This is a genomic window from Polystyrenella longa (assembly GCF_007750395.1).
Classification (GTDB): Bacteria; Planctomycetota; Planctomycetia; order Planctomycetales; family Planctomycetaceae; genus Polystyrenella; species Polystyrenella longa.
In genome coordinates this window covers 1,353,529-1,376,984 of sequence record NZ_CP036281.1, presented here as the reverse complement: position 1 = coordinate 1,376,984, position 23,456 = coordinate 1,353,529, and the positions used below count along the sequence as shown (strand labels likewise).

The window sequence follows — 23,456 nt, the reverse complement described above, 5'->3', positions numbered from 1 at the left end:
GTCAATCTCGCAAGCTCTTGCCGGTCAAATCGAGGAATAGTTTTTCGAGGCTTGGTTCTTCGGTATCGATGCCCCGTAGTTCGACATTCGACTTCTCAATCTCATTGAGTACGTCGCTCAGTTCCGCACGCAAATCTTCGTTTCGCTGCTCGGGTAGCCGGCTAATGACGAGCATATTTTCATTGAGCGCCGTCGTTTCCAAAGAAGCTCTTCCTTTGAGACGTTCCATCAATCCATTTTGCGGTGGAGAGATTTTCAACTTCAGATCTGCACTGACTTTGCTCAACAAGGCCGAGATATGGTCATAAGCAATTCGTTGTCCGTGGTCGATAATCGCCACCCGATCACAAATCGCTTCGACCTCTTCCATGTAGTGCGAGGCATAAATGATCGCCACCCCTTCTTTGTTCAGATTGCGAATGCAGTCGAGCAAATGCGAACGGGACTGGGGATCGACTCCGACGGTCGGTTCGTCCAGAATCAGCAGATGGGGTTTATGAAGTAATGCCGCTCCGAAATTCAATCGACGTTTCATTCCGCCTGAAAACGTCTCCGCGCGATCGTGTGCCCGGTCAACCAGGCCGATTCGCTGCAGGGTATCTTCGATGCGGTCTTTGAGCTCCTGCCCTCGAACGCCATACAGCGAACCGAAGAACATCAGGTTTTCGAGGGCCGTCATATCCTCGTAAATGGCGAGATCCTGCGGGACCACACCGATCAGATGTCGCAGTTCACGCTTCTCGGCAGTGAATTGATTCCCTTCCAGGAGAATTTCGCCACTGTCCGGGCGTACCAGACCGGCGATCATCATCATGGTAGTTGATTTACCGGCACCGTTTGGCCCCAGCAGGCCAAAGACTTCCCCCGCGTTAACTTCAAAGCTGACACCATCAACGGCGACGAGATCTTCGAAGCTCTTTCTTAGTTCAGAAACTTCCAGAACTGCCATGAAACTCTCTCGTCAGCGCCAGGGAGGTTGTAGGGTGGGTAAGAAAAACGGAAGGAACAACTTCATTCAGGATGAGAAACGAGGTAATTGAGTCTCGAATTAAATGTGCTGTTTAGCATCGTCAGTCAGAAAAGACCGCCGAAGTCTTGTTCCATCCTGTAGAGCCCATTTCAAAACCCGGTTGTGGCTGTCTTAAACTCTACAAATACTGTGTAAATGTGACCCATCGAAGGGTTTTGAAACTACCTATAGAGAGACAGAGCCTGTATTCGTTGCCCGATCTCAATTATTTGTTTTGATTTAGTATATTCGCTTTGATTCAAACAATCTCAGCTTATACCAAGCGTCATCCACTGAATCAAACCGACGGTGATGCCCGCCGCCAGTCCGACACGAATATTGTCATTAATATGGGATCGCATCGATTCGACCATCGCTCCCGCGATCGCCGGCAGAAATCCACACATTAGAATTTGCAAAGTCGTAACTGGTTTGAGAAAAATCGCCTCTGGATTCTGGGTCTCACTCCAATACATCAACGTGGCCATCGATCCGCCGACCAGCACAAACGCCAGAAACCCGGACCAGCTTTTCTCCTGATTCCAGGGGAGCCGTGGGCCCTGCACCAGTTTCCCCACGAGTGTTGCCGAACCATCGCCAAAGGCAAGGACTGCCAACACCACCAGGGCCAGTTCAATGTCTGCTGGAAAACAGAGCACCATCGACAGTACCGAACAGGCGTAACCTGCTACAGCATCAAGCCGATCACTCGTATCACCCTGTCGGGCGATTTTCCGATAGCGGAAAAAGATGTTTAGAGCCAACAGAACGGCCGCAAACATAAAGATTCCGTACAACGTCGGAGAGATAGGATCCCGATGAGGAAAGAACCAGAGCAGCACTGCCAAAACACCTGGTGAGATATGCCACCAACGTCGTCGCAGTTCAGTTGCATCCAGTCCCACCGGGTGAGCAATCTCACTCATCCCTGCTTCCCGGGTGATCACTGCTCCCCGATTTATCTCTGAATGGGCCAGCGATCTTGAGGCCGCCTGAGTTGCCTCATCCGTCCCATATCGAACTTGAAAGTTGGCATGCGAAGGAGCAGCCATCGCGTTTTCATCCCCTAGAAGTAAATGGATTTCCCCCGTCCCTGCAGAACAGGTTTACGACTGAAGATCTCCATCGACCATTATAAGCGATTTGGTCCACATTGTTTGCCAAAAACTTCGAGTCGGTATGATTTGGAAAAATAGAAGTTCCGAATCGATAAAGTCTGCCTAAATTAACCAGTAAATTCAGGCTTCGACTCAACCAGCGGCATGTTCAACCAATCGCTGAGTAAATAAACGAAAAAAGCCTTCCCATCTTCGAGATGGGAAGGCTTTTTGATTGTACACCGATTCGTTCAGTTTCGTGCTGAACTACTCTTCTCAGAGTTCATTCGACTCTGGAGCAATGAACGGTTCTTCCAGGTCGACGTTGGTTCCTTCTGAGGGAATCTCTTTGCCAAGGCCCCAGAAGATGCCATTCACCAGCACGCGACGCATCGAATCGATTTCGAAGTCCTGTGGGTGACCGAGCGTGGTGAAAAAGACTTTGCCACCATTGTTGTTCTTCGTCCAGGCGACGGGCTGAGTAAGTGGATATTCCTTCTCATTGCCTACCTTGTTGGAGTCATAGGCTGTTCCTTCCAATAGAGGAGTGCATTCCCCCTCCAGCGGAGTGACATGATACAACCAGGACCGAGCATGAAAGGGACGGATCCCACTCAAGATGGGATTAGTGGTCTGGCTTAGAATGGGATGTACGTCGGTACTAGCATCGTGTCCGTGGTGGGTGATCCATTTCTGACCGAAGAATTTCGTTGGAAAATCACTGTTCCATTTCTGGAGTGGATGACCTTCCGGATAATTGAGCGGATGTGTTGATGTCCTTAACCCCACCATCGGTTTTCCCGACTGGGCATAATCGACCAGCATCTTCAGTTGGTTCTCAGGCAGACGACGCCAACGAAGAAAGACCACAGCCAGGTCGGCATCTTTGAGGACTTCCAAACCGGGGATGTTCTCTTCTTCCTGAACATCAATCTTTCCCGTTTGTTTGTTAATCGCATACAGGACGGTCGTTTTGAAACCGTAATTCTTTTCGAGCAACTTGGCGATCATCGGCATGGTAATTTCGGATCGATACTCATGATCTCCCGTCACAAATACGATATGAGGTTGTTTCTGAGCAGCCATCGCCTGCGAAGTTTGCGTGAAAGATAATCCACCAACAATCAGTAATACTGCGAGGGAACCGAGGGACTGAAGCAGGAATTTCCGCATCATGGCCATCATGCCTTTCTTAATGTGTCTCAATATGGTGTTGAATTCAGAACGCCGTTTCTGAATAAGGACTGCAGGAGAGCGCTCTCATCAGGTGCCCAATCGGGCCACGATGAGAATCTCACTGTATCTATACAGAATGAAGGGTGACCGATCCTCTTGCAACCCGAAACAGGCCGAAGATCGTGCCTTTCCCCGGAGGATGCCCACTACCGGCTAAGTCCCGACAGCAAGAGTTCGGCTTTTCTCTGTTTTTCTGACGCCGCTGCTGTTCCCTCTGAAAATCGGCTTTCCTATGTTAGATCCGAGCCTCGCTGAAGAATGGGGACATGGCATCTAAAGTACTGCCTCAGTCTGTTTCACGCGAGCCGGGTCGTTTCTTTCGTCGTTTTCTTCCTTGTAAGTAAAAATTCGACCTGTTTAGAAAAAGTAAGTGGGCCATGGGAAGTTGCTGCGTTACAGTAGTAAAGGTTACTCCACCAATTGCGTTCCCGTGGTTGAGAATATCCGGTTAAGGCAAGGAACCGACTTCCCCCGATGGTTTTTATGCTTCACCATAAACTAAAAGGGTTATTCAAATGACTAACTGCCTGAGCGGCTTGACCACTTGCAGAAATTCAGAAGACTAACTCGATCTATCTGTTCCTCAGCTGAAAAGAATAAGGTTTTTAAAGATGACCCATGCCTGGCACGATGTTACCCCGGGTGAACGACTTCCTACTGAATTTACGGCTGTCATCGAAATTCCGACCGGCTCCAGCGTCAAGTACGAACTCGACAAAGAGACTGGCCTGTTGAAAATGGACCGCATCCTTTATTCCTCGGTCCACTATCCGGCGAATTACGGTTTCATTCCACAGACTCTGGCGGAAGACGATGACCCCCTCGACGTGCTGGTGCTCTGTCAGGAACCGGTCGATCCACTCACCATCCTTCAGGCTCGGGCAATCGGCTTGATGACCATGATCGACAGCGGCAAGAAAGACCACAAAATTCTCGCCGTCGCCATCAACGACCCGTCTTTCAACGAGTTCGTTCAATCGTCCGACCTCCCCAAACACCGCCTGAATATGCTGCGACGTTTCTTCCAGGATTACAAAACGCTGGAAGGTAAATCGGTCGAAGTAGACGACTTCCAGCCGGCGGAAGCGAGCTTCGGCGTGATCGAAAGCGCGCTGCAACGATACAGTGACCAGCGACGACGCGGTTTCCAACCGTACCAACGCCACTAAGACGTTGCTGACATTCTGAACTTCACTATCCACTGGAAATCACGGTTTCCAGTGGATTTTGTTTCTCGCGCAATGATCAACCGGACCGGTAATCAATAGGGATTGCCGCGGTCACTGCTTAGACGATGCGGACCTAGGATTCACACGTTGGCCGTTAAATCTCGACAGAAACTACTCGTTCATGAACCAGAACCTTTCTGGTACCCTGGATTTCACCGGGAACTGGATGGGAACTTGGTCGAACTGCACGCTATCGACGATCTGGAACTGAGTTCCCACCGCGTTCATCCGAAAGACCATGCACTATTGTGGACCGTTCTCCGAACAGATTCGGGCGAACAAATCCGCCAACTACTCACTCTACAACAGAAACACGCCAATTTAGCGGTCGTGGTGCTAGTCCCTCCCGGTTTACGGTCGATCAAATGGGTCCTGTATGAGTTTCAGATACTGGCAGTACTGGACCCACAAATCCCATTATCGCGAGGGATAAAACTCTGTCATCGCTACTGGAAAACAGCGGCGGCATAGCAAAACTGCTCTCTTTCGTCGATAATGGAGGGGAACTCGCTTCCCCTGCTGGCCCGCGCTTGTGGTTCCCGTGGAAGAGTGCTAGAAGATGGTTTCTTATCGAATTTCTGAACCCATTGGACAGTGAACATTTTTGCTCCCTCCCCCCTCACCTGACGTGAGGAATCCGATTGGAAACACCCTGGCCCTGACGGAAGACCGACGCCATGTCGCTCTCTGTTTGGGAAGCATTACTCTCCGATGCGTTTCGCCACGCATCTTCGTCGATATCGCAATCAAAGGCCTGATGGCAATCATGAATGAATCCGACATTCAAAATCTGGTAAAGCAAATCCCCGACCCGATCCTTGAAAGCCCCCTCGGCAAGCTGAAAATGATTCAGCAGGTTGTCCTGGAAAACAAGACTGTTCAGGTTGTGGTCGAACTTCCCACTCCCGCTTATCCACAGCGGGAACAATTGAAGTCCCTGATCACCGACAAAATCAAAACAGCCTACCCCGAAGTCGAATCGGTCGAGGTGAAATTCAACGTGGTCGTTCGAGGCAAAAAAAGTGGTGCCCGGATTGGCCTGCGGGCGAAGAACGTCATCGCCGTCGGTAGTGGTAAAGGAGGCGTCGGCAAAAGCACGGTCGCCGCTTCGCTTGCCTTCGGTCTGAAACATCTGGGCGCCAAAGTTGGCCTGCTCGACGCCGATGTTTACGGTCCCAGTATTCCCCACATGGCGGGAGTGAAAGGACAACCGGGCGTCCTGGAATACACGACCTCAGAAGGTCAGACGATTCAGCGAATCGAACCTTTGGACGCCGATGGCCTCAAACTGATGTCGATCGGTTTTATGATCGAAGAAGAACAAGCGGTCATCTGGCGTGGCCCCATGTTGCACAAAATCCTGACTCAGTTCGTCCAGCAAACAGAATGGGGCGATCTGGATTACCTCATCATCGACATGCCCCCCGGAACGGGAGATGTTTCCCTGACGCTGTCACAGATGCTGGGACTGGCGGGCGCCGTGGTTGTCTGCACGCCCCAACAGGTGGCTCTGCTCGACGCGGTGAAGGCGATCAGCATGTTTAACCAGGTGAAGATTCCAGTCCTCGGCATGGTTGAAAACATGAGCGGTGAAATCTTCGGTCAAGGCGGCGTTGAAAAACGAGCTGCAGAAATGAAAGTTCCGTTTCTCGGTGAAATTCCGATAGACGCAACCTTCCGCATCAAAGGTGACGCCGGAAGCATCAGCTCTCTGTTTGATGACGATTCCCCTGTGCGCGACAGTCTGCTCCGCATTACCGAAAACATCGCCATGGAAATTGTCCGCAACCTGCAGGACGAGCCCGATATGCCACAGTTGGAGATTCTCTAGGTTGTTTAAAGATCACCACATCGGTCATCGAAATGGGCAAGTCGACGGGGGTCACCGGTTGGTTCCACCCCGCTTAGAGACTAAAATATAAGCAGGACTTCTGTTGAGAGTCAGTAGAAGCATTATTTGTGCATAATTCTGAATTATTTGAGGTAACTGGTGTCGACCGTCACGTTGGAAGAAATCTACGAAGACTTTGAGGATCTCTCCGACTGGGAAGCGCGGTGTGATTACCTGATTGACCTCGGCTTTGAACTTCCCGATTTTCCCGTCGAAGAGAAAACGGAGGAGAATCGAGTCCACGGCTGCCAATCGATGGTCTGGCTAACGGCAGAGCTCAATAAAGAGCAACAGCCACCCGTCATGGCAATTCAGGCGGATAGTGACGCGATGATCGTGAAGGGATTAATCGGTGTCATTCTCGCCATCTATTCCAATCGACCTCCCGAAGAGGTGATCAAAACGGACGTGGAAGAGATTTTTGCCAAGCTCGGCCTGACCCGCCACCTGAGCCCCGCCCGCCGGAATGGTTTGTTTGGTATGGTAAAACGGATCAGACAACTGGCGATTGAGCAGCTAAGCGAAGAATCCTGATCATTGAGCAGTTGAGCGAAGAAATCTAAACGACGTGCAGCTAAGCGAAGAATCCTGACCGAACCCGGGAGGGAGATATTCTCTCTAAGGTAATAAACAGGCTGATTGGTAATGATTGGATTCATATCCCCTTCAAGGTGACCTCTTTTTTTCAGCAGCGACTAACTTCTTCAGGTAAATATCATGGCTCCCACGATGGCGACTGAATGGAACATCAACCAGGTCCGTAGCGACTTTCCAATTCTGTCCCAGAAACTGGAGAACGGCCAGCAGGTTGTTTTTCTGGACAGCGCCGCCTCAGCCCAGAAACCGACGATCGTGCTCGACAAAGAGCGCGAAGTCTACTCCCAGTACTACGCCAATGCCTACCGTGGGGTTTATGAATTCGGGGCAAAGGTCGACGAGGAACTGGAAACCTCCCGCGAAACGGTCCGCGAATTCCTGAACGCGAATTCCACCAACGAGATCGTCTTCACTTCAGGAACAACGATGTCTCTGAATGTCGTCGCGCAGGCCTGGGGTCGCAAATTCCTCAAAGAGGGTGACGAAGTTTTGCTCAATGAAATGGAGCATCACGCCAACATCGTTCCCTGGCAGATGATCGCTCAGGAAACAGGGGCAAAATTACGTTATCTCCCCCTGACTGAAGATGGCCAACTCGACTTGGGACGTCTGCCCGAATTTCTGAACGAGCGGACAAAGGTGCTCTCGGTTACGGCCATGTCCAACATGCTTGGCACAATCAACCCACTGGAAGTCCTCTCAAAAGCGGCCAAAACGGTAGGGGCGAAATTCGTCGTCGATGCAGCTCAATACGTCCCGCATGGCCCAATCGACGTTCAGGCACTCGATATCGATTTCCTCGCTTTTTCAGGTCATAAAATCTTCGGTTCCACGGGCGTCGGAATTTTGTACGGTCGAGAAAACCTGCTGGAAGAAATGCCCCCTCTTCTAGGTGGCGGGCATATGATCAGCGAAGTCCATCTCGATCACTCTACCTGGGCCGGACTTCCGGCGAAGTTCGAAGCAGGTACGATTCCCATTGCTCAGGCGATCAGCCTCGGGAAAGCCATCAATTATGTCAACGATCTGGGTTGGGAAAATCTTCAGCGTCACGAGCAAGAGTTGTCCGCCTATGCCTGGGAGCAGTTGCAAACAGTACCGGGAATTAAAATCTACGGACCTGGATTGAAGGAACGAGGCGCCATCTTCAGCTTCACCATGGAGGGGGCGCACCCGGAAGACATTGCTCAACTGTTGAACCGGAAGGGTGTCTTTGTTCGACATGGCCATCATTGCACAATGCCCCTTCACAACGTCCTGAATATCACCGCTTCCGTACGAGCCAGTTTCGCAATGTACAATACACGCGAAGAAGTCGACGCGTTGATCGCCGCCCTGCACTTCACCCGCGAAAGATTACGACTGAATCGATAACAACGGGCCCCTCACTCATCGCTCCGTAGTGACGAAAAAGAAACAATGATCGCAGCATCACTTCACTGCAGTCTCAGTACTGCAACCACATCGTTGCGAAGACTACATCACTGCGAATACCACATCGTCACGAAGACCAAAGCGATTCGAATAATTGTGACCACTAGCTAAGGACGCCCTCATGGGGACTGCAGATAATGAGACTCTTTCACCTGCTCCAAGTTCACCTGCTCCGAGTTTCAGCCAGCGTCGCGAATGGTCGCAGGATCAGGCCATTTCCTATCTAATGGCCCAAGGCATCGAAAACCCTGACTGCCTCTCATTAGCAGCCGGGTTTGTCGATTTTGAGACATTGCCTGTCGAGCTAAGCCGCAAAGCCTATGCAGAACTGCTGGATGATCCCCAGACCGCTCGTAAATACCTCCAGTACGGCACCACGGCAGGTTCAGATCGATTGCGAGATCAATTGATCAAGCACTTGGCGAAGTTGGAAGAAACCACTGTCGAAGAACTCGGCATTGATCGCAACCAGCTTGTCCTGACGACAGGTTCTCAGCAATTGCTGGCGATTCTCGCTGACGTCCTTTTTGATCCCGGCGATATCTGTCTGGTTGCTGCTCCAACTTACTTCGTCTTTCTGGGTGTCCTCGCAGGCGTAGGCGCAGAGGTCATTACGGTCGAGGGGGATGAAGGTGGAATCAAAGTCGATGCGCTGGAAGCTCAACTGGAGCAACTGAAGCAGGAAGGGATACTCTCCCGCGTCAAAATGCTGTATCTAGTCAGTTACTACGAGAACCCAACTGGAGTCTCCGTCGACGCGGATCGTCGTCAACCAATTGTCGATTTGGTAACCAAATACTCGACCGACCACCAAATCGTCCTGCTCGAAGATGCCGCCTACCGGGAACTGCGGTACGACGGACCGAAACTCCCCAGTTTGTGGAGCTGTGACCCCACTCATTCTCAAGTAGTCTTGGCGCAAACGTTCTCGAAAAGCTTTGCCCCTGGTTTTCGTACCGGTTTCGGCGTTCTTCCCAAGTCGCTCGTACAACCGGTGATCGACCGCAAAGGAAATGAGGACTTCGGTTCGTCCCACTTCAACCAGAATCTGATCGCCACCGTTCTGGAGCGAGGCTGGTATGAGGATCATGTCTTTGAAGTCTGTGAAAATTACCAGAAAAAGAGAGATGCCATGCTCGCCGCCCTCGCCGAAGAATTCTCCGATCTACAGCAGGAAGTCAGTTGGTTTGTCCCTCATGGCGGGCTGTATGTCTGGTTGTCGGTTCCTGAAAAACTGGAAACAGGATTCAACTCAGAGCTGTTCGCATACGCCACGAATGTGGAGAAAGTGATGTACGTTCCGGGTCAGCTTTGCTATCCCCATGCCGAACGGAAAAACCAGATGCGGCTCAGCTTCGGTGTTTTGAACCCGGACGGAATCCGGCTCGGAATCGCCCGATTGGCGAATTCAATCCGACATTCCCTCAAATAAATCATTTCGCTAACTCATTTAAAAACAAAGAGTTAACAACAATCGAAGATTCTCGAACAGCCAATTCTAAGTCACCGATTGAAACGTTTATAGAAACTGTACCGGTTATACCGATAACAGAGATGAGCGACTTCTCCTCTTTATGGTCTCATCTTGGTTACAGCTATGGAAACAGCCGGAACAGAATTACCCATCCTCGGTCAGTCGGATGAAACTCCGTGTGACTCGTGCCATGGTGGGTGTTGCCGAACGTTCGTGATTCCACTGACTGGCGCTGATATCTGGAAACTTGAACGAGACCTGAAAAAGAGCTTCTGGGAGTTCGCTTGTCGCTGGGAAGATCCCCACGGGTCAATTGCGCAGAAATACGCTCCCCATTTTCACTTTCAGGACGAACCCAAAACACCGTTTGTGATCGGCTTGATCCAATCGGAAAGCACATTCATCCCACGAACGACAAAATGTCAGTTCCTCCGGGAAGGTGCCCCTGACGAAGAGCACCCTCTGGGAGTGGCACGTTGCGGAATCTACAACTCTCGACCATCGGCTTGCCGTGTCTTTCCAACCCGGTTTGACAATACGGGTGACGTGGTCGAAATCGTTCAGGTCCCTAATCAACTTAATGAAGACGAGAACCAGGCTTACAATTTATGCCCTCGTCCCTGGGAACCTGCTGATTTCGATCCGGTGACTACAATGGAGCACCTGACGATTGCAGCGTATGAGATGCGTTTCTTTCACAAAATCGCCCAGCTCTGGAACCGAAAACCAGGACCGTGGAACATCTTTCCCGACTTCCTGAAGATCGTTTATTCCGAACGAGTCATGCACGGGGAAAAAACGCTCGACGAAGAACTCTTCCCGACGATCATCAAGTTTCCTGCGGCAGCCGAGTCCGAGACTCCTTCTAAACGCGCCGCTTGATCGTGGGAATTAGCTGCTGGAGACTTCGCCGAGAGTATTTCGGCTTACTGCGTATTTCAATAAATAGTAGTAAGTTCTCAATTGACCGCTTTGAGCAGTTACTGCTTTTCATCGAGCGAATACACGCTGTAGCTGCGATTACGATACGCGGGGGTGCCGGGCAAAGTCAGGGAGTTATGTAGGATGCAATGTGTGGCCGAGGTACGTGAGCGAAGTTCTGTTACGGCCTCCGGTCCCGCTTTCCAAACACGTTTTCGCTCGGGCGATGTCCCTTCTATAAACGAGCGGTTCAACCAGTCCCGCTGGTATTCATGTCGTTCACTCCATTCGAGCAGACTGACAGCATCCTGAGGCATGTTTTTATAAGCAAAGTACTCGCTTCGGTCAGAGAACCAGGTAAAGGCCCACGCATGTCGGGGCGTCATAAAGAGCGCGTCTTCCGATGTATTGGCTTTAATCCACTCGCAGGCTTCAACCCAGTCGCGTTTTCGCCAAGGTTTCATCCGACTAGGATTATGTCCCGCTTTGGTATAAGGCAACACAATCACTCCCACCAGCAGCAGAATGACTATACCCTGCCGCATGCTAGAGGGAAATTGCAAACACGTCGCATTGATGCCCGCATACCATTGCCAGAGCAACCGCGTCACTGTGACCGAAGCCCCTATTGGAATAAAGACGTCAGCCATCCGGAAAAAGTAGAACTTCAGCAAACCAGTACGCAATGACCCGAACCACATCTCTTCAACCGGGCCAGTTCGATAACCGACGATCAAACCTACGGTCGCAATCAAGACTGTCATTGCGACAAATCGGGTAAACAGTACCTCGGCTGCAATGGGTCGCAACGTAATGCGTCCGCCGAGCCAAACGAGAATCAGTGCGATGTAGTACAACCAGGCGAACGGTGGGAACTGCATCGGATCGAGATGATGCCCCAGTCGTACATACACTTGCAGATAATCGGCTTCGGGAACCCCACCACCGACCAGCAAAAGAGCGGGAATCAATCCCGGTGCGGAGGCAATCAACATCAACACCGTAGCCCAGCAGAGCCTCTTCATCGGAAGGGTGATCAAACCACTCAGGTAGCCCCAGAGCAGCGCACCCGCCATCGCAACCACAGCCCACCCCCCGACGACTGGATGAAAGGCAATCGCGAGGCCGGCATGCACGCCTCCGCGGCAATATTCTGCCCGAAAGAGATGCCCCAGGCTGAATAATAGAAACCCGTAAGCGAGGACTTTGGACTCCACTCCTCCGATGGTCCATTCACCGGAGAAGTTACCAATCGAACTGATCGCCAGGAATAACCAGACGGCAGGCAACGGTCCCCAACGATGGGGCAGAATGGGTCGCATGCAGAACCCCCACCCCACGGCGAACAGCAACAGCGCAAGGGAGCGTCCAATAACCGCCGCAACGGGAAAAGGAAAGAGTACCGTCAACAGCCCGAAGGTCTGATAAAAGACCAGATGTGCGTTGGCCGATTCCAGGAAGAGATCTTCGTTGCACCAAGACGGGTTCCAGTAGTGATACGCCTTAGTCAGATAATGGGGTTCATTCGCCGCCGGAAGAGGGGCACTTACAAATGAATACCCCAGCAAGCTGATCCAAATTAAAAGAATCAGCAAGGCGCTCTGCAATCCGGCATCGATTCGAACTGGTCGATTGTGAGATGCCGCTGTCATGCAAGACTCGCTTTCCGTGATCGAAGTCTCTCGGCCATTAATCTCCGAGAAACTTGACTCCGAGAATTCTTTCAGAGAATCAGAGGAGCCAAACGTCTATTTTTTCTTTCGGGCTGTTTTCTTCGCTGCCTTTTTCTTGGGCGCTGTTTTTTTAGGCGATGTTTTCTTCGCTGCTGTCTTTTTGGGAGCGGACTTCTTAGGAGCTGCTTTCTTTTTCACAGCTGGCTTTAGGGCCGTTTTCTTGGCTGTCTTTTTTGCAGTCTTCTTTACGGCCGCTTTAGCTTTCTTTTTGGAAGTCTTAGCGGTGGCAGTGCTGCCTCCTGCTGTGGCTTTTTTCTTGCTCTTCGAAGACTTTTTGCTGGAACCTTCTTTGGCGGTTTCTTCACCAAAAACATTGTCCCAGTTCTTCCAGAATTTAGGGGTCGTGCCAGTCCGGACGATGGGGCCACTCATGGTGTTGTTTTCCTGTGGTATCTTCGTTGCCCTAATCGGGGCAAATTAAGATGAAGGTCGATGTCTGCTCGAATGCATTCCGCCAATTAGCCGAGAGTTCTCAGCCAGTAACCGGATTCAAATTCGAGCAGATGTGAAAAGGAAAGAGATCAGGTGCAATACCATCCTATCGTAATTCGACGGACCAGTTGCACTCTCCGATCTGCTTTCATGAATTTCTGAAAAAATGGAGAATGCAGATTCTTGACGAATCGCCGACAATGTCAAGGCTACCCCCTCCCTTTCTTAGTCGTGGGAACCGCTTTTTCCGTTTCGGTCCGACTCATTTCGCCTGCTTTCTCTCGTTTTCCCCAAACGAAAGTGAACGCAAAGTACATTTTCTCAATCAAGACTGGATAACGGGATCCCTTCTCTTCTAAGATGGAGAGAGCTGTTTCAACATGATTTATAAAACCTCGGTCACCCAACGACCCAGTCTCCCAGGCAATTGCGATATTATGGAATTTGATCCGTTCAAACAGGAGCGAAAATTTAAAGAACTGTGGGACTCGGTCCGGATTGAGCGATCTGTACCGTACACCCTGTTCACCTTTGGTGATTCCGACTTGCCCTATTATCTAGTAACGGGCGACGATAAACCGGGGAGCCTCGTCAAATTGGCGCGAGGAGAAGTCAAAATATCCCGTCCCAAAATCATCACCCCCTACACGGCCCATCCCCAATTCGAGAATTTCTTCGAGAATGATCTTGAGGAAGAATTCATCCAGTTTCTCATGACCCGGTCCGCCGCCTTTTCGAATCTAAAACTGACGAATCAGGTCGGTTCCGAAGAGATCGTTAGCGATCAGGTGGAAGAAGTGGTCGACCGAATCAATCAGAAGCTCGACAAAGAAGAGGAAGACCGTGTTGCCATCCTGAGTGCCCCCGCCGGTCTCTCTAACTTCGCCGTCCTCAAGTACACCACTGAACGCGTGATGGAAAGTGCCAGCGGTAATCTGCAGGAACTCCGCGAGCGGGGCTTGCTTCCGGAGTAGATGTCTACCAGTAATTGCCCGGAGATTCCGACATGCTATTAGTGAGAGTCAGGTAGTACCTGACCTACTTGGCTGATGTGATCGTAGATTTCTCTCAACACCAAGTCTCGAAGTCACGAAGGAGTTACACGAAGGATTTAATGGTGTCTTGGTGACTTTGTGTTTCAAAAATAGTTCTGAATTCATTCAGTAATTCAGACACTGCCTGACTTATCTTCGCGAGCAATGCTCACCGCACGGATCCAGTGGCTCAGATCGCACTCCCCTGTCCTGATACTACATAGGACAAACTAAAACAGACCTGTCCCCTGAAAATGGAACAGGTCTGTTTTCCTCAGCTTCGACGCAGTTGTAGCAAGCTTGAAACTTGGTCTGAAACTCGGTTGAGGATCTGGGTGAATCTATCTGCAGGAAGAACTCCGTTATTTTTGCCAGATCACTTTCGCTCGTCAGTTCAGCATTTTGTCGCTGTCGAGGGTGTATAGTCTTCATCCAGATGAGGATGGTTGACCAGATGCGACGAGAGCGTGGATGGCTCCACACGGGGATCGTGACGACGATCTCGTGATTCTCGGATTGGCTCGTAACCGTGAGGTTGCTCCGGACTGATGAGAGGAGCCAACAATATTCGCAGACTTTCCCAGGTAAGACGACTCCAGGCGGTCAACAGCAAGAGCGGCAGTACGGCCACCATGATCAACACGCAATAGACAGAGAGCGAGGTGACCAGACCGAACTTGTCGGCCAAAACACCAACACCGAAGGGGCCAGTCATCCCACCACAGCAGCAAGAGAGCTGACAGGCAATGAGAGCCTTGGCGGCATTGGAACCAGCCAGTTTGGAGGTCGTCGCGAAGCCAAGCGGAACCAGCGGCCCTCCCATGACTCCTCCCAGAAAGACGAGTGCCTGCATCATCAGCGGCGACTCAACCCGTAAAGAGCTGAGCAGACAACCACCCATGAGGAGAGCTCCCCAGAAGAGTTGTTTTTTGTCGTCGATCTTGTTCGAGATAAAGGAAGAGCCAACTCGACCCGCAATAATACCAAACCAGAAAATAGCTCCCACATTCGCGGCAGCAGTGGCACTCAAGCCGAAACGAGTTTCGAGTGAGGCTGGCAGGAAGAGCGAGAATGATTGCTCCACGGCAACGTAACCAATGACGATCGGTAACAGTACGAGAACATCCGCACCAAGCCAGCGGCTCTGGGCGAGATTCTGAGTAAGGCCTCCCTCTTTGTCAGCGAGGTCATCCTCGTTTGAATTGTTTGATTTGTCCGCAAGCCGAAGCGGCATAATGACCGCCATGGTAACGGGGACAACAGCAAGAAGCCCGGTGATCAGGAAACTACATTCCCAACTGTCGACTACTTCCGCCAGTTGGCGGGCTGTCATGAACGTGAGTGCGGCCGTTGCCGCAATCAAAGCGTGCAATAAATTAAGAGCACGCGAAGAGGCATTGGGAAACAGTTCTGTTAAACAGCGAGTTGAAATAATGATCGTGCTCGACAATCCAAGACCGGCGAGGAACCTTCCTGCCAGAATCAAAGCATAACTGGGACTACCGCACAGAAAACTTCCCAACATGGTACAGCTGACTGCCAATAACCAGTTTCGGCTTAACGCCCAGCGGGAAAGGGTCATCGCCAACAGGAGCGCACCACTTAGATGACCACAAAAGAAGACTGCCTGAGTAAATCCGGCTTCGGACTGGCTGAGTTCCAAGTCTGACTGAATCCATGTCGACAAGGCCCCAAACAGGGCGATGGAACAACCTAACACGGCCGAGCTCGCGTAGATCAAAAATGCTGATCGACGCTTTGAAATAGTTACATTTGTCTGTTCAGCAACATCAGTCAACCCTCCTGCGGTGACTCGTTGAACGGGCATACATGGTCCTTTCGGGGGTTAGTTTTATCATAGGTGCGAGCAAGGTGGTCATGGCGCTATCCCTCCGCAGAAACGGTATCGCAAACGATGTGCCAGCCAGCGAACAGAATTCAGTCCCAGGAGCGAAGAGTCTTGGAAGGAGTCGCTCAACCAAACCGAAGGCAAGATAGTGAATGGTCGTAAACAGATGATGAAGACTGTTTGATTTTCCGATGAGATCGGAAAACTCGATTCGTATCAACACACGCTTGAATGACAGTCTTTTCTGCACCGGTGTTTGAACGGCAAACATCTGGTTTTAAAGACGTTCCCTATACTTGGATCATCGCGATAGCGCCGGCATCATCGATTCGAACGCAGAGAGAATTCGCAGCTATTCCGATTAAGAGGTTGGCAGTCGGTGCCAGAAATCCGTGCAATCGTCAATAAAAATCGGTCCAATTCAAAAAGATTTCCGAAAGCGTTTGTACGAGAATTTGGTCCGTTTTGATTACCCTGAATTGGTCTCAGATTTTCGTAACAAAATTGGTTCTCAGTTTCGAGAAGCTCTGGAATCGTAAAAGGGAGCGAATTTGTCTGCAAATTGAACGGGCAGAACTGGTGAAGATAAGTGCGACCTGGAGTTTAACTTCTCCTGATCTTCATGGTGTCCAAAAGAAAAAACCTCTGTTCGAGTTTTTCGAACAGAGGTTTTAGATAGATTGTATAATTCGAAGTGACTTCTAAAGTACTCTCGCTGTTAGTAGCGTCCGGTCGTCCAGGGGGGGCATATCACTGGTGAAGCTTTTCAACTTCTCCAGCAAGTCGGTGATGATCTCCTGCGGGTCCTGCTTACATTTGGCAAGCACGCTGTCGAGGCGATCTTCTCCGAAGAGAACTCCATTGTGGTTGCCCGCTTCGACAATGCCATCGGTATAGAAGATGATCCGGTCATTCGGCTTCAAAATCTTACGGGCATCATGATATTCCGCATGCTCGATGACCCCTAAAGGCAGGCTCTGCGCCTGATCGAGCGCTTCTACGATTTCATTGTCACAGTGCCGCAGACGCGGAGGGTTGTGTCCGGCTGAGCTGTACGTCAGGCGGTAGGTATGAGGATCGTAAATCGCATAGAACGCAGTCACAAAAGTACCTGAGTCTTCGGTATAACGCTGGCACAATTTTTTGTTAACGAAATCAAGGAACGGAGCAGCATGCCGACTGTCTTCATGGTCGTAACTATGGGCGATACTGTGCAGCACTGCCATCATAACGGCAGCAGGCGTACCATGACCGCTCACATCAGCGATCAGGATCCCCCACTTGTCATTCGGCAGTGGGAAGAAGTCGTAGTAATCTCCCCCTGCCCGCTGAGACGTTTCGTAATGAGCGGCCAATTTGAGATTGGATATCTCAGGCAGCGAAGCGGGAAGCAGAGAATGCTGAATTTCAGCAACTCGTTTTAATTCGAAATCGACTTGCGCGTAGGCTTCGCTAAGCTGTTTCGCCATCACCAGGTTACTGGTCGCCCGCCCGAATAGATTGCTGACCCAGACAAACTCGGGAAGTTGTTCAGGATCGAACCGATCTGTACCCTCACGAGCGAAGACCGTCATGTTGAGTGCATTACCGTTTTCAAACTGAGGAACGGCGATCAACGAACCTTGACCTTCAAGATACTGATACGCAGGATCGTTAGGCTCAAGCACGAGATCGTCAATAATTTTAGGCGCGTTGCCGTAGATCAGTTCTGAAAACAGTCCCCGATCGTACATGGGAAGCGAGTCGACTTCATGCCAGGGGTTTACGTCCTGTGTCCATTCGCTGTAGCGGGTCACCCGGAACCAAGGCTCATCCAGGTCTCGACGACTGAGAGAAATGATCCGATTTCCCGGGGACATCTCTCGGATTCGGCGTGAATAGGCCTGTACCATCTCCTGCGGATCGGTGTGCTTGGACATCTCCTGCATGGTGGCGACAATTTGATTTAACCGTTCCTGCCAGGTTCCTCCTCCGAGGATATTTTCAGATAACGTCGACATGGTTCCATCCCTTAAAGGTGGAGTAGTGTGTTCAGCAAACAGGATTGATGATTGAGGAGTGAAGCGACGTCGACATTCAACAGCGCAGGATCGAGCATATTCTGAACAGGGGAAATTCTCACCGATACTGAGCCCAATCGGGCACAGAACAGGGATGCGGGCACTTTTTGTTCAGTTTGGTGTCAGTTCAATAGTTGAGAGGCCGAAGAGGCAAAACAGGTTCGACTCTATGTTCCAATAGATGTTCTACCAGAAAAATGCTTCTCTTCAGTTAGAAAGCTAACTATTAATTCGCTAACGATGAAATCGCCGATTGGATCCCGGTTTTTTGACCAGGATCGCCAAGTTTCTCTTTTTTGACCTGACCTCAATCTCTATTGCCAGTGGAAAGAGACGCGATTCAGGTTACCGTTTTTAATTTTGGGTAAGCAAAAACTGCTATCGCCATTTTACCCTGATCGTTTGCGTACATCCATCAGAAAATAGGAGTTCTGCCTGCAATCAGCCTTTCCGGTACTCCTAGTACTAATTTCGAGAAAGGAAAGCGGGGAAAACCTTATTTGGTTCCGAAAACAGAGACTTATTGAGCGTGCAACTGACCCACCTCAACTGCCTATCTCTCTTTCAACACTTATTTTACGACATTCGCTGCGATTTTCGGCTCTAGAACAAAATTTCTTAGCATGACCTAACCGTAAGTCTGATCTGAATTTCCCCTCTTCAACCGGTTTCCCCCCGTTGACGACTACCTGAGCGGGAGCGATCTCACTAGGATGAATCGCTATGTGTGGAATCGCGGGCTACTGGCTGAACAAGCCAAACTGGAATGACAAACAACACCAAACCACGATCAAATCGATGGTTGAGGTTCTGCACCATCGTGGCCCGGATGATCGAGGCAGTGGATGGGAACGAGATACGGGACTGGCCTTCGGACATCGACGATTGGCCGTGCAGGATCTCTCCACTGCGGGACGGCAACCTCTGCTCTCCCAGGACGGTCGCTATCTACTCATCTACAATGGTGAAATATATAATGCCCCCCTGCTCCGCCGAGAATTGGAGCAACAGGATATTTCTTTTCGTGGAACGTCCGACACCGAAGTGCTGCTGGAAGCACTCGCTGCCTGGGGCTTGGATAAGACGCTGAGCAAACTGAACGGGATGTTCGCGTTTGCACTTTGGAATCGCCGCGACAAGAAGTTGACGCTCGCTCGCGACCGCGTCGGTATCAAACCATTGTATTACGGGCATTGTCGGGGAACACTGCTGTTCGCATCGGAACTGAAAGCCTTATTTCGCTTTCCCGAATTCACTTCGGAACTTGACCCCGCGGCTGTCACCGAGTTTTTCCAGATCGGATACATCTCGGCACCTCGCTCCATTGAAAAAGGAATTCATAAGCTGCCCCCGGGCACATCAATCACCTTTTCGTCCGCAGAACAAAATCCGAAACCGGAACCGTACTGGTCACTGCATGATACCGTACAGCAGATCATTACCGATCGGCAGGAAATAACCGCAGAGTCCGCGTTAGGCGATCTGGAATTCTTGCTGACGAAGTCTGTTAAAGATCGCCTGATTTCCGATGTCCCAATTGGAGCTTTTCTATCCGGTGGGATCGATTCCTCGCTGATCGTGGCACTCATGCAAAGATTGCATGGTTCGCCAGTAAAGACATTTTCAATCGGCTTTCAAGAACAGAAATACAACGAAGCAGAGCACGCTCGTAAAATCGCCAAACATCTGGGAACAGACCATCACGAATTGATGGTCGATCCCCAAATGGCCATGGATGTGATACCGCAACTTGCCTCCATTTACGATGAACCGTTTGCCGATGCTTCCCAGATTCCAACATTAATTCTCAGCCAGTTCGCCCGTAAGGAAGTCACGGTCGCGCTTTCAGGCGATGGAGGGGATGAACTCTTTGCCGGATACCAGCGGTATCCCTATTTTGTAAATCGTTGGGCAAAGGTAAATGGCCTCGGTGGACCTCTTCGCGGAGCATTAGGAAAGCTGTTAAGTCTGGGATCAGCCCTGCCCGTGCCTTCACGGTTCAAACAAGCGGCGCAATCCCGGGCAGAACTGACCGGTGTAAAATCGTTTCGAGAATACTACGAGCGGTTTAATCGACATTGGAAACATCCGGAGGAAATCCTGCGGCCCGAGTATTTCCAGACACCGGCACATTCTCTAGCCGATCCCGGATTTTCCGTGGACGAAGCGGGTTGGATTGACTGGATGCGTTATCAAGATCTCCACCGCTATCTGCCCGACGACATTCTGACCAAGGTGGATCGCGCAAGTATGGCCCATGGTTTGGAAGTCCGTGTCCCCCTGCTGGATCATCAACTGATCGAATGGAGCTGGCAACTCCCCGGTTCGTTAAAGCAGGGCAACCAATTGAGCGAGACCTCCCAACAGGGTAAAGTCCTCCTGAGAAAGCTGCTGGCAAAATTTGTTCCCCAGGAACTGTTTGAGCGTCCTAAGGTCGGTTTCGGCGTACCACTCGATCATTGGTTACGCGGACCATTACGTGATTGGGCGGAAGAACGTCTGTCGGTCGACGCCCTCGAATCTTCGGGTATACTGAACCCAACCTCCATTCGCCAACGCTGGCAAGAACACGTCTCAGGACAACTCGATTGGCAGTATCTGCTCTGGGACGTGTTGATGTTCCAGGAATTCCTTTCGAACCGAGAGCAGACTGTTTAACTGTCGTTGGATTTGTCCGGACAGTTTATGTTGATATTCCCAATGAACTGACATCGAGCGTAATGATTTCCAATCATCGATTTGTACCAGTTCGTCGCTGATGTTCTCATTCGAATTCGCTTGAAGAAAAGCCGAACCTTCCTCATGCCTCGCAAAATTCGCATCTTGTTTGCCATCGGCTCGATGGGAGGTGGTGGAGCTGAGCGACAGGTGCTGCAGATTATGAAGGGATTGGATCGGGAGCAGTTCGAACCCGTTCTCTATCTGATCCACCACACCGGGGAACTTTTAGAAGAGGTGCCGACCGATGTCCCCTTGCATGTTTTCTGGGAACGGCACCAAGGGATGGGACTTAAATTTCCCGGCCGGATACCGTGGACGCAGCGGCGCGATTTGATTCAAGTGATGCGAGAGGAACGGATCGATCTAGTCTATTCCCGCTGCTACCTGATGAATCTGCTCGTTTCACCCGCCGCTACCTCGATCGGGATTCCGCATATCGCGGCCGTGGCAGTCGACCCTGAACCTGAGTTGAAGCTGTACCGTCGTATTCGCCAGCCGTGGGCTCTCAAGTGGTATTGGCGACATGCTCGACGAGCTTATCAACAGGCGAATGTTGTCCTCACCAACTCGAACGGATTACGGGAACGAGTCCTCGATTACTTCACTTTGTCTGAATCCCATGTTCGGATGATTTATAATCTGTTCGATGTCGATCTGATCGATCAGCGTGCCACCGAACCGGGCCCCTCCTGGAATGGCGACCATTTCTCAATCGTGACTGTCGCCCGCCTGCATGCTCAAAAAGGACATTACTATTTAATTCTCGCGATGCACTGGCTGATCTATCATCGGGGATTGAAGCAATTGCGGTTGCACCTTGTGGGCGAAGGCCAGGAAGAAGGCCACCTGCGTCAACTGGTTCATCGTCTTGAGTTAGACGACTACGTGACCTTTGCCGGTTTGAAAAAGAACCCCTTGCCGATGGTGAAACAGGCACAGCTATTCTGCCTTCCGTCGTTGTACGAAGGGATGCCCAACGCTCTCGTCGAAGCGATCCTGTGCCGGACGCCCGTCGTCTCGACCGATTGTCCCAGCGGACCAATGGAAATCTTGGAAGAAGGAAAATGGGGCGACCTCGTTTCCCCTTCCAGTTACGCCCAATTGGCGTCGGTTATCGAAAGAGTGGTGAAGCAAGACCCGGAATCCAATGACAAACTAGAGGCCGCGCGGCAATCGATGATCGACCGATTTAATCATCACCAAGGTCTTTCGCAGTTGGAGGACCTATTCCGAGAACTCATGGCTGGTTGATTCTGACTCCGGCAGTTGGTGCCAGTCTCGTCGACATTGAAACCAGACATAAGTCCAAACGGGGAGTGAAAACCCAACCACCATTCCCAGATAGGCCGCCGCGGCACCCATCGCCCCGTAATTCTTTCCGAGCCACCAGATGAGCGCACCGACAACGGATGAGGACAAGCAACTGAGTATGAGATGCGGGCTCTGCTTATGGGCGTGGATATAAATCCACTGGAAGGTCGGAATCAATGATAGGGTCGCTGCCAGGGTAATCAGGCTTAAAGGGATAAGTGGGAGAAACCGGGAAGCGAACGCGTACTCCTGCCAGTGAAGCAGACTGACCAGCAGAACAAAAGCCAGTCCCCCCGCAGTCATCAATCCAAGTGAAATCCCCGCGAGTTTCATAAAACGCCGGTCGAGTTCCTGATAATTTTGCTGAGCCACCAACACTCCGAATTCGGGCACACGCGTCTGCACCCAGGCAGCAGCGCCAATTTGTAATGCCATCAAAACGGTCCAGGTCATGCCCATCTGCCCGGCGACCTCGGCCCCGTGATAAGCAAACATCACCATTTCGAAAATCTGAAACCCGAAGAAGATGAAGATTCCCTTAACGGCGATTCGCCACTGCAGCGGCCAGACCTCTGTTCTCCAACAGAGTCGATCCCTATCAGCGGGCACAAATATCGAACGAAAGAAATTTCGATTCCAACTCAGGATTGAAATCAATTCCCAGACAAGGCGAACCAAACTAAGAAAGAAGATCGTCCACAAATTGAAACCGGTCACAATAGTGGCCCAGAGAACCAAGTTACTCGTGAATGCCTGCCAGAATAGCATTTTGCGAACGGTGGCGACTTGCTCGCAGCCTTCCAGTAATGCGTGAAACGGAACCAACCAGACCAGCACCGCATTGGCGAGAACGACTCCCCACCAAGGCAAAAGCCAGTGAATATCTTCAGCCGGATGCAAATTGAGAAACCAAGTTCCTCCTACACCGACCACCAACACAAAAAACAGGGTCATCCCACCATAAATCAGGAGTAGTAAGCGGGCAAAGGATCGCAATCGAGAGAGCGCAGCGGGTGAACCCTTCAGGCCGGAATCGGGATGATGCTTCAGATCGGCCCATTCATGGCTAGTGACATTCACGATCACTGTGTGCAGTTGCAGTTCGACAAAAACCTGTAGGGCCAGTAATTTCCAAAAGAGGTAGTAGTATCCTTGCAGATCGAGCGTAAAATAGAGTCCGATGAGAAGAACAGTCACTGGCCCGGCTAATACTTGCCACGCTTTGGCCAGCAAAGTGTAAGAAATAGCCGTATTCCACTCCATTCGCCCCAACAGACGAGTCCAGCGACTGCTGTTGCCGCCTCCATTTCCTTCCTGTTTGACTGGGTTTTCGGAAGTAGGCTCTGTCATGGAAGACGTCTTTTCGATTCTCACTTTGTCAAAAGGAGCTTATTTTTTAATTTGGGCAATAAGGCTAAGCCGTGATCG

General features: G+C 50.9%; 18 protein-coding genes. 11 read left to right on the top strand and 7 right to left on the bottom strand.

The features are described from left to right. Nucleotide 1: 1 nt before the first annotated feature. From Pla110_RS05215 to Pla110_RS05205, 3 genes are all read right to left on the bottom strand, one after another. Entirely contained in the window at nucleotides 2-949 is a 948-nt protein-coding gene (locus Pla110_RS05215; RefSeq protein ID WP_144993927.1) for an ABC transporter ATP-binding protein, read from the bottom strand. A 329-nt stretch (nucleotides 950-1,278) separates the two neighbouring features. Continuing rightward, the gene (locus tag Pla110_RS05210) at nucleotides 1,279-2,061 is read right to left on the bottom strand and encodes a diacylglycerol/polyprenol kinase family protein (protein ID WP_144993925.1); all 783 of its coding nucleotides are present in this window, start codon (nucleotides 2,059-2,061) and stop codon (nucleotides 1,279-1,281) included. A gap of 321 nt (nucleotides 2,062-2,382) precedes the next feature. Next, complete coding sequence (locus Pla110_RS05205) at nucleotides 2,383-3,282, bottom strand: ThuA domain-containing protein (RefSeq protein ID WP_144993923.1); 900 nt, start codon at nucleotides 3,280-3,282, stop codon at nucleotides 2,383-2,385. A 671-nt stretch (nucleotides 3,283-3,953) separates the two neighbouring features. Here Pla110_RS05205 and Pla110_RS05200 point away from each other — a divergent pair. From Pla110_RS05200 to Pla110_RS05170, 7 genes are all read left to right on the top strand, one after another. Continuing rightward, a complete protein-coding gene (locus Pla110_RS05200; protein WP_144993921.1) occupies nucleotides 3,954-4,511 on the top strand; it encodes an inorganic diphosphatase in 558 nt (185 codons plus the stop codon). Nucleotides 4,512-4,658: 147 nt separating this feature from the next. Then, nucleotides 4,659-5,042 (top strand): hypothetical protein, encoded by a 384-nt coding sequence (locus Pla110_RS05195; RefSeq protein WP_144993919.1) that lies wholly within the window; start codon nucleotides 4,659-4,661, stop codon nucleotides 5,040-5,042. A gap of 133 nt (nucleotides 5,043-5,175) precedes the next feature. Further along, a complete protein-coding gene (locus Pla110_RS05190) occupies nucleotides 5,176-6,402 on the top strand; it encodes an Mrp/NBP35 family ATP-binding protein (RefSeq protein ID WP_231742921.1) in 1,227 nt (408 codons plus the stop codon). A 159-nt stretch (nucleotides 6,403-6,561) separates the two neighbouring features. Beyond that, the gene (locus Pla110_RS05185) at nucleotides 6,562-6,996 is read left to right on the top strand and encodes a SufE family protein (RefSeq protein WP_144993917.1); all 435 of its coding nucleotides are present in this window, start codon (nucleotides 6,562-6,564) and stop codon (nucleotides 6,994-6,996) included. Between the two features lie 183 nt (nucleotides 6,997-7,179). After that, a complete protein-coding gene (locus Pla110_RS05180; protein ID WP_144993915.1) occupies nucleotides 7,180-8,433 on the top strand; it encodes an aminotransferase class V-fold PLP-dependent enzyme in 1,254 nt (417 codons plus the stop codon). Between the two features lie 181 nt (nucleotides 8,434-8,614). Beyond that, the gene (locus Pla110_RS05175; protein ID WP_144993913.1) at nucleotides 8,615-9,925 is read left to right on the top strand and encodes an aminotransferase-like domain-containing protein; all 1,311 of its coding nucleotides are present in this window, start codon (nucleotides 8,615-8,617) and stop codon (nucleotides 9,923-9,925) included. Nucleotides 9,926-10,090: 165 nt separating this feature from the next. After that, the gene (locus Pla110_RS05170; protein WP_144993911.1) at nucleotides 10,091-10,849 is read left to right on the top strand and encodes a YkgJ family cysteine cluster protein; all 759 of its coding nucleotides are present in this window, start codon (nucleotides 10,091-10,093) and stop codon (nucleotides 10,847-10,849) included. A 98-nt stretch (nucleotides 10,850-10,947) separates the two neighbouring features. Here Pla110_RS05170 and Pla110_RS05165 read toward each other — a convergent pair whose 3' ends face one another. After that, on the bottom strand, nucleotides 10,948-12,540 hold the full coding sequence (locus Pla110_RS05165; protein WP_144993909.1) for a DUF6798 domain-containing protein: 1,593 nt from the start codon (nucleotides 12,538-12,540) through the stop codon (nucleotides 10,948-10,950). Between Pla110_RS05165 and Pla110_RS22535 the strand changes: the two genes are divergently transcribed. Next, complete coding sequence (locus Pla110_RS22535) at nucleotides 12,539-13,042, top strand: hypothetical protein (RefSeq protein ID WP_197440516.1); 504 nt, start codon at nucleotides 12,539-12,541, stop codon at nucleotides 13,040-13,042. The genes Pla110_RS05165 and Pla110_RS22535 overlap by 2 nt on opposite strands. A gap of 391 nt (nucleotides 13,043-13,433) precedes the next feature. Continuing rightward, nucleotides 13,434-14,027, top strand: coding sequence for a hypothetical protein (locus tag Pla110_RS05155; RefSeq protein WP_231742920.1), 594 nt, complete (start codon nucleotides 13,434-13,436; stop codon nucleotides 14,025-14,027). A gap of 454 nt (nucleotides 14,028-14,481) precedes the next feature. Here Pla110_RS05155 and Pla110_RS05150 read toward each other — a convergent pair whose 3' ends face one another. Both Pla110_RS05150 and Pla110_RS05145 read right to left on the bottom strand, forming a co-directional pair. After that, the gene (locus Pla110_RS05150) at nucleotides 14,482-15,915 is read right to left on the bottom strand and encodes an MFS transporter (RefSeq protein ID WP_144993905.1); all 1,434 of its coding nucleotides are present in this window, start codon (nucleotides 15,913-15,915) and stop codon (nucleotides 14,482-14,484) included. 722 nt (nucleotides 15,916-16,637) lie between these two features. Further along, nucleotides 16,638-17,936, bottom strand: a complete 1,299-nt coding sequence (locus Pla110_RS05145; protein ID WP_144993903.1) for a PP2C family protein-serine/threonine phosphatase — start codon at nucleotides 17,934-17,936, stop codon at nucleotides 16,638-16,640. Between the two features lie 783 nt (nucleotides 17,937-18,719). On the opposite strand from Pla110_RS05145, the gene asnB reads away from it, so the two are divergent. Together asnB and Pla110_RS05135 are read left to right on the top strand one after the other, a co-directional pair. Next, entirely contained in the window at nucleotides 18,720-20,654 is a 1,935-nt protein-coding gene (gene asnB / locus Pla110_RS05140) for an asparagine synthase (glutamine-hydrolyzing) (protein ID WP_144993901.1), read from the top strand. A gap of 144 nt (nucleotides 20,655-20,798) precedes the next feature. Beyond that, nucleotides 20,799-21,968, top strand: a complete 1,170-nt coding sequence (locus Pla110_RS05135) for a glycosyltransferase (RefSeq protein WP_144993899.1) — start codon at nucleotides 20,799-20,801, stop codon at nucleotides 21,966-21,968. On the opposite strand, the gene Pla110_RS05130 is transcribed toward Pla110_RS05135, so the two are convergent. Continuing rightward, nucleotides 21,942-23,378, bottom strand: coding sequence for a polysaccharide biosynthesis protein (locus Pla110_RS05130; protein WP_144993897.1), 1,437 nt, complete (start codon nucleotides 23,376-23,378; stop codon nucleotides 21,942-21,944). The two genes, Pla110_RS05135 and Pla110_RS05130, sit on opposite strands and share 27 nt — an antisense overlap. Between the last annotated feature and the right edge of the window lie 78 nt (nucleotides 23,379-23,456).